This window comes from Niallia laureatilytica, assembly GCF_046613985.1.
Lineage (GTDB): Bacteria > Bacillota > Bacilli > Bacillales > Cytobacillaceae > Niallia.
Genome location: NZ_JBKKHP010000003.1, coordinates 389,666 through 396,585, shown reverse-complemented (window position 1 = coordinate 396,585; position 6,920 = coordinate 389,666). Strand labels below are relative to the sequence as shown.

Annotated in this window: 8 protein-coding genes; all 8 read right to left on the bottom strand. The window is 34.1% G+C overall.

What is annotated here, in order from left to right; all coding sequences use genetic code 11:
- Positions 1-505: 505 nt before the first annotated feature.
- The 8 genes from ACLIJJ_RS11660 to ACLIJJ_RS11625 all read right to left on the bottom strand — a co-directional run bounded on the left by ACLIJJ_RS11660 (position 506) and on the right by ACLIJJ_RS11625 (position 6,527).
- A complete protein-coding gene (locus ACLIJJ_RS11660; RefSeq protein ID WP_411410910.1) occupies positions 506-1,138 on the bottom strand; it encodes a hypothetical protein in 633 nt (210 codons plus the stop codon).
- 5 nt (positions 1,139-1,143) lie between these two features.
- A complete protein-coding gene (locus ACLIJJ_RS11655; protein WP_411410909.1) occupies positions 1,144-1,623 on the bottom strand; it encodes a hypothetical protein in 480 nt (159 codons plus the stop codon).
- A gap of 574 nt (positions 1,624-2,197) precedes the next feature.
- Positions 2,198-2,653: a DUF6630 family protein gene (locus ACLIJJ_RS11650; protein ID WP_411410908.1), complete on the bottom strand. Its 456-nt coding sequence runs from the start codon at positions 2,651-2,653 to the stop codon at positions 2,198-2,200.
- Positions 2,654-2,668: 15 nt separating this feature from the next.
- The gene (locus tag ACLIJJ_RS11645) at positions 2,669-3,643 is read right to left on the bottom strand and encodes a hypothetical protein (RefSeq protein WP_411410907.1); all 975 of its coding nucleotides are present in this window, start codon (positions 3,641-3,643) and stop codon (positions 2,669-2,671) included.
- A gap of 18 nt (positions 3,644-3,661) precedes the next feature.
- On the bottom strand, positions 3,662-3,994 hold the full coding sequence (locus ACLIJJ_RS11640; protein ID WP_411410906.1) for a hypothetical protein: 333 nt from the start codon (positions 3,992-3,994) through the stop codon (positions 3,662-3,664).
- 35 nt (positions 3,995-4,029) lie between these two features.
- Positions 4,030-4,173 (bottom strand): hypothetical protein, encoded by a 144-nt coding sequence (locus ACLIJJ_RS11635; RefSeq protein ID WP_411410905.1) that lies wholly within the window; start codon positions 4,171-4,173, stop codon positions 4,030-4,032.
- A 194-nt stretch (positions 4,174-4,367) separates the two neighbouring features.
- The gene (locus ACLIJJ_RS11630) at positions 4,368-5,603 is read right to left on the bottom strand and encodes an IS110 family RNA-guided transposase (protein ID WP_411410904.1); all 1,236 of its coding nucleotides are present in this window, start codon (positions 5,601-5,603) and stop codon (positions 4,368-4,370) included.
- Between the two features lie 147 nt (positions 5,604-5,750).
- Entirely contained in the window at positions 5,751-6,527 is a 777-nt protein-coding gene (locus tag ACLIJJ_RS11625; protein ID WP_411410903.1) for a recombinase family protein, read from the bottom strand.
- Positions 6,528-6,920 lie beyond the last annotated feature (393 nt).

Here is a 6,920-nt window from a genome sequence, read left to right as displayed (position 1 = left end):
AAAGGCTTTTACGTTTTTGTAGGTGCTCATGGCATTTTCGGCGGCGCTGATTCCTTTTGCGGCTGAATAGATGCCTTTTCCGCCTTTAACGGCTCTGCCTGCCCAGCCGACGATTTGTATACTCTTTATCATCTTCAAATATAGCAGGATACTAGCTTACACTAACCAGGAAAAATCCCGTAATAGCATAAAACAATTATATAATTCAGAGGAACCTTCTAGATTGCTATTTATTGAACCTGTTAGTTCGTAACCATTTGCTGTTTTAAACACCTTTTCAGTTGTTAACTTAGCTTCTACTTATTTCCGCCCATTTTTAATGCTCAAGTTTTAAAACATTCTTTATGGTTTCATAAACAAATACAAAAGCACTTGCTGCCTAGGATGCAATCAAGTGCCTTTGTATTTATTAATGATTTCATTTTACTATCTAAACTTGCTTATTAAATCTAAGTTTCTATAGCTTATTCTATATAAAAGATACTAACCTAACTAATATTTCAATTTAATTAAAGTAGCTACTCACTATCTTATTTATTTCTTCATTTCCGTCATAGTACTCTGTTAAATATTCTATAAAAAAATCATTAACTCTATCATCTTGAAACTCATGTAAATATTTAAACAACAAATCATCACTTCCAAGTATTGCATGCTTATTAAGTTTCTTTCTACATATGCCAATTACTTGGTCTATAAATTTATCATCTTTAATTTCAATTAATAATTCTAGTATGAAATCTTTTTCATTTTCATTAATTCCTTCTAGAATCTCCTTCATTTCTTCTTTACTCATTTCTTGTTTATAAATATCTTTTTTTGCTGCCCAGAAATCATCTAGAGATGTCCCTGCTTCTTCATATAACATCGACCAGAATCCTTTATATGAAATATATTTATGCGTTAATTTATATTTTTCTTCCTCAATCTTACTAATCGCATAATTTTCAATGTTGTTTGAAAAGACATCGAAAAATTGTGCTTCATAGGGAATTATACTGCCGTAATCATCCTCAATTTTTAAGAGAGTAAACTCCTTTTCCTCATTAGCCTGTTTAAACTCTCCCTCATAAACTGTATAGATTTTATCTTCAGTTAGATATAAATTTTTACTATTATCTATACATTTTACTCGCATTCCATTCACCTCAATTTAACAGGAATAAAGTTTTCATCTAAATCGATAATCCAAAATAAATCTTTTGGATTATTTCTTAAGTTTTTTGGTTTAGGTATTTTTAATTTACTATCAAATGAGCTAATTTCACCAGTTTTTACATTTTGATAGAAATGAATTTTTCCTTCTCCAAACTCTGTAGCATATGAATGTTTAGACTCCATTTTCCACCAGTCATTTATATCGGTGTCATTTTTAGTCAATATATCAATAGCTTTTTGGCCCCATAAATCTGCCCCATTAATTATTTTGTTTGAATTATTGATAATGTCATCTTTCATCAATAATTTTTTATACTTCTGAAAAGCAATTAAATCGCTGGGAACAGGGATATACGTTTGAATATCACTATTCCTGACGACTTCACCACGCCCACTCAACATACTCAAATACTCGCTCTTATCCCCACTAACCTTCCCAACATCAGCCCTGCTCTCAGCTTTCATGTAGGAACTCATATTGCCAACCCCACCCGCAAACGCTGCATTAGGCGACGTATTAAGACTACGTCCAAGTTTACCATAAATAGGAGAAGATTTCTGTCATTTCCTATTTCCAGACTTAATGCCTACGAACTTTTTTAACAAATAGGAATAACTGAATAATTTTTCCATTATCCCCTATTTGTAGCTAAAAATTCCTGGTAGTCCTCATGTATTTCCTCAAACAGTTCTTCGTAATCCCCATCTCTCAAAATGAATCCTTCTTATGCAGAGTAGTTCATTGAATGCTCGGTAGCCAAATCACTATCCGGATAACGCTGGAAGTTTAGGTAAGTACTTCCTTTAGTTTTGTGAATTACCAGTATAATCTCCAAATATAATGGCTCATATATTAAAAAACCTTGAAAGGCGTCTAGCCAATCAAGGGTGAGATAATTATTCTTTATTAATTTTATATCCCTTTAATAAATTTCTTCTCCATCGTTGTCTAACCCAGTATTGTTAAGAACATTAATTTCTCTAATTCTTATAACATCTTCCTTTAGAAGGTTTTCAAGTATATCTATAAATCCTAGGTCTATCTGTAATACTGGATACATCTTTCTTGGAAAGGGATTCTGTCATCAAACAGCACTTCTTCTTGCAGCAATTTTGTTATGTCCTCTATTTTTGCAATGAAAAGTGCGAAGAAGTCACCTGAATTCGGATATGAAAATAATCCATACCCTTTTTGTGACAGTATTTTGTTTGCCTCCCTTATCTTTTCAGGCAAAAATTCATAATTAAATGCTTCTAATTTTTCTAATTCTTCTTGTTTTGCTAATTCAATATGGTGAGAAAATTCATAATCAAGAATAAAATTGACTATTTCTTGATATTCTTCACCTTTATAGTCAACGTATATAAATTGTTTCGTCTTTAATCCATATTTTAATAGATCTTCATGTAAATCATAACTTCCTTGTTCTCTCAAAAATGATTCCAAATCCTTGATATCAGGGAATATAATCTGTGCTATCCCTCGATCAGGCATATTAACTTCCTCCCTTTACTGAAACAACTCTCCATGCTTGTTAGGAATATATTCCGGATAATTTTTGCGATAAAATTGATCGATCATCTGAAGCGCTGGGTCCCATTTAGGGTATGGCTCATGTTCTCCTAATACCATTTTCGCTTCTGGAGTATTCATCAGAAAATTATCGATTTGAGCAGGTACTTGCAACCCAAGTTGTATCCTTACATGAATCAAGAATAAGATTTCAATAGGATAAAATCCGTATCTAAAATCGCCAAATTCACCTAGCTGTCCGATTTCAGAAGCTAATTTAGAATGGTAATCAGACATTAATGAAATTAAATGTTCTGTTTCTTCTATATCACCAGTCGCCCAACGTTCTAATACTTCATCATAAATGTTCAGGTCTTCAGGGATTGAGTCACATCGCATTTCAGCTTTCTTAAACTTATTTTTTACGTTTAGATACAATTTTTCATTTGTTCCTATGATTGTTTTATTTTTATACTGCAAGTATAGTTCTAACAAAAACCAAATATGTTTGTTCTCTTCATTTGCATCTATTAAATGTCCCCCGAAGTGTTCAGCAATAAAATCATATAATATATTTTCTTCTTTTTCCCATCCATACATTGAAAAATGCACTAATGCGAGAACTACTTCTCTAAAGGAATATCCCAACATCATCTCGGGATATTTAATTTTATAGAGGTCCTGCCCCATGCACTGGTAAAATATGGTCATCTGCATGTTCTTTAATCCTTCTGCATCGTTTCCACCGCTGATTAACACATCGTTTTTCCATAGTGACACGTAATATGAGAAAATTTTGTTTAGATTAATTAAAAGTATGTGATCTTTCTCTGTTTCATTTTGCTCTACGATTTTCTCAATCTTTTTTCTACTTACATTATATTTATCTTTAACATTTTCAAATTTGATTCCATCTACAAAATTATTACTATATCTTTTAAAAGCCATTTCTAACTTTTTTTGGTTTAACATTGCATCCTCCCTATAAGTTTAATCTATTTCCTTATTCCAGTCTTTTACCTTTAACTCATCAACCCCGAATCCAGTATCAGTTATCTTGATATCTGTTTCAACTCTAATAAAATCGAATTGTAGATCAGGATACTCCTCCATTAATTCCTCTAAGTTATCTCCAAAACTGGCATACCTAGGATCGTCACTATTTATCATGGCTTGGAAGTACTTATCTCCACCCTTTTTCTGTTTATCCGAGTAACTAAAACTACCCGAATCTGATGCCTTTGATTCAATAATTGTTAATTTTGGCGGTGGCCCTTCCGATAAGAACGCTGCATCTATGCCGTTTCTTCCCACTTGGAACATCTCAGAAATGTCTTGACCTAAATTATTATCTCTAGCTACGATTTTTGTTGCTTCTTCCCCAAAATCACCTTTATCATGAGAGAAATATTTAGTATTGCGATTTTTCTTTCATACTCCTTTGCAGCCTTCAAGCCATAACGATCACTAATATCATCTTTAGTATCCAACTTGTTAGCCAATTTATTTCTTTCTCGTGTTAAACTTTTGACTTCTTTTGCATTTCCTTCATTTTTAAATCTTTCTATTTCTTTATCTAACTTTTGAATAACTTTCGAAATATTGTCTGATTTGCTACTGCCAGATCCAACATTACTAGTACCCTATGTTGTAATCTTAAAATCTAATAATAAAAATTCAGCTGTTTATTACCTTATTAAACTACTTCTTTCTCTTTTATTATCGGTAATTCATAGGCTGTTTTGTACTTCATCATGCCGTATATAATGTTCACAAGCCTTCTCATAATGCACACCAATGCTTGTCCTTTTGTTTTGCCTTCTTTAAGTTTCCGTTGATAGTAAGCTTGGAACACTGGGTTTCTTGGCAGTTTACTTCCTTTAGCCACTTGTACTTGTTGTACTGCCAAGTTGTAAAATAAAGCGTGTAACGCCCGATTGCCTTGTTTGCTTTTGTGTTCCTTACCTTTCCCACCAGACCCAAAGTAAACAGGTGCAATCCCCGCAAATCGTGCTAATTTATTGGCATTAGGAAAGCGTCTTACATCACCTATCTCTGCAATTAAAGCGGAAGCTGTCACAAGGTCAATTCCTGGCATAGAGTCTAGTTGAAAGTCTAATAAACTCATTAACTCTTTTAATTCTCTTTCCACCTTGCCTATTTCCTGCTTTCCAAATAAAATATGGCGCACAGTACTTTCTACCAAAAAGTTTCTTGTCTCCTGATGTTCTTTTGTTGTATTCCCATCCTCTTTCATTAGCTTCAAAATCTCATTCGCTTTTTTCACAGAACACGTATTGTTACTTACTTCTAATAAAAATGTGGTCAATTGCTTTACACTCACACCTTCTAAACAAGATGGTGAAGGGTATCGATCCCAAAAAGCCAATGCTGTTTTTCCATCCACTTCTGAGAAAAACTTCTTATAGCTGGGATAATGGTGGTTCAATTGAATATGTAATTGGTTCTTTAAAGCCCCTTGTGCTTTCACCAATGCATTTCTTCTAGTGACCAATTGTTGTATTGACCAAAATAAATCATTCGGTTTCGCGTCAGGCAAATGGTTCAGTTGGTTCAACAAAATGCGTGCCACACATTCTGCATCCCAGCTATCACTCTTTTGTGTGGTCATATGGCTTTTTCGTTCAGCGTATGAAAGAGCTGGGTTTACTTCTTTGACAACCTGTCCATGATCGGTTAAAAACTGTGCTAACGATCGTCCATATCCACCTACATCTTCTAAACCAAATACAGGTGTAATTCCTTCTTCTATTAGTTTATCAATATCCAATAAAAAAGTTGGGAAGGCAGACGGTTTATTTTCAAATTTTATTTCCTTTAGCTTCTCTTGCCAACAATTAATGACCACTGCCACATGGTGTTGCTTATGCAAGTCTACTCCAACATACAAGTATTTCTGTTTTTCATGCATTTTCTCATCCCCTATTCAATTAAATGAAAATGCCGGCAACCTTAGTTCGAGCGTTCACCATCCGGTGCGCATTGGTACGAAAGCCTATCCATTTTCATCGTTTCATAAGAACTTATAAGAAAATGAGTCCCTTTTTTAAGTAGCCTTCTAAATTATTGCTTCATGTTTTCCATTTGCTTGTATTTGTCCGTATGTATATATCCCTTGATAAAAACTTTCTCGGTCTAATATTCGCTTCACTTGTACTTTCGTAAATGCTTTCCCTTGGGTTGTTTGATACCCTTCTTCATTCAATGCTTCTGCCAACCTAGACAGTGACCATTTCTTATATTTTTGTTTAAGTTGAAATAATCTTTTTACTACTTCTGCATGCCCTTTATGTATCTTCAGTTCCTTATCACCCTTTTGTTTGGTATAGCCAAATGTCGCTCTTCCTCCTGCATATCCGCCTTCCTTTGCCTTTTTATTTCTCCCTTTTGTTAGTTTTAGCGCTATTTCAAGCCGTTGATATTGGTCTAATAACTCCATTAAGCCATTTACCAAAAAGTCGTTGGGGTCTTTCTTATGGATACTATACATTGGTTGTTCAATACTTTTAATGTCACAACCATATTTCTTTAACTCTCGTTGAATCAGCACCTTCACAATATCCGACCTCCATAATCGGCTTGTGTTCAGCACCACCACAAAACCAATTTGGACAGACGAAAGGTGAGCCAACATTTCTTGTAAGCCCACCCTGTCAATTTCTAATGCTTCTTCATTTAATTTTGCACCACTTATTCCTTCATCTCTAAAAATATGTATCAAGTTCAAGCCTTGTTCCTCACAGTACGCTCTAATTTCATCTTCTTGATATTTCAAGCTATATCCATCTCTTGCTTGCCCTTGAGTTGAGACTCGTATATACCCGACAACATTCAACTTTTCACCCTCCCGTTACGGTAATTACAATATATGTAACGCTTTTTAAACGAATAGCGAGTATTATACGACCGTCTCTAGGAAAAATACAACCCAAAATTTATATGCCAAAGCAGTATCAGAAACACTCTTATACGTTACCCGTTGTTATCGCCACGAGCTTTGTCATTCTCGTTAGTTTTTTAGCCATTCCATGTCATAACTACCCCTGCCATGTAAAATGTCATCTCGCCCAATTATCCTACTTGTCACACTATCCTTGCATTAAAACTAAACTCCATGATGGTACTACCTTCATGAGCTCTCGATTCTCAAACAATTAATTTTCTTATTGTCTCACTCAAATATTAACTGATTTAATGTAAAATAAAGTAAAAAAACCTTGAAAGGCAT

Bases quoted from the DNA above. Each gene is read 5' to 3' on its own strand.
- ACLIJJ_RS11640 (WP_411410906.1), bottom strand. From the start codon at position 3,994: ATGTTCCAAGTGGGAAGAAACGGCATAGATGCAGCGTTCTTATCGGAA.
- ACLIJJ_RS11655 (WP_411410909.1), bottom strand. From the start codon at position 1,623: ATGAAAGCTGAGAGCAGGGCTGATGTTGGGAAGGTTAGTGGGGATAAG.
- ACLIJJ_RS11650 (WP_411410908.1), bottom strand. From the start codon at position 2,653: ATGCCTGATCGAGGGATAGCACAGATTATATTCCCTGATATCAAGGAT.
- ACLIJJ_RS11660 (WP_411410910.1), bottom strand. From the start codon at position 1,138: ATGCGAGTAAAATGTATAGATAATAGTAAAAATTTATATCTAACTGAA.
- ACLIJJ_RS11630 (WP_411410904.1), bottom strand. From the start codon at position 5,603: ATGCATGAAAAACAGAAATACTTGTATGTTGGAGTAGACTTGCATAAG.
- ACLIJJ_RS11645 (WP_411410907.1), bottom strand. From the start codon at position 3,643: ATGTTAAACCAAAAAAAGTTAGAAATGGCTTTTAAAAGATATAGTAAT.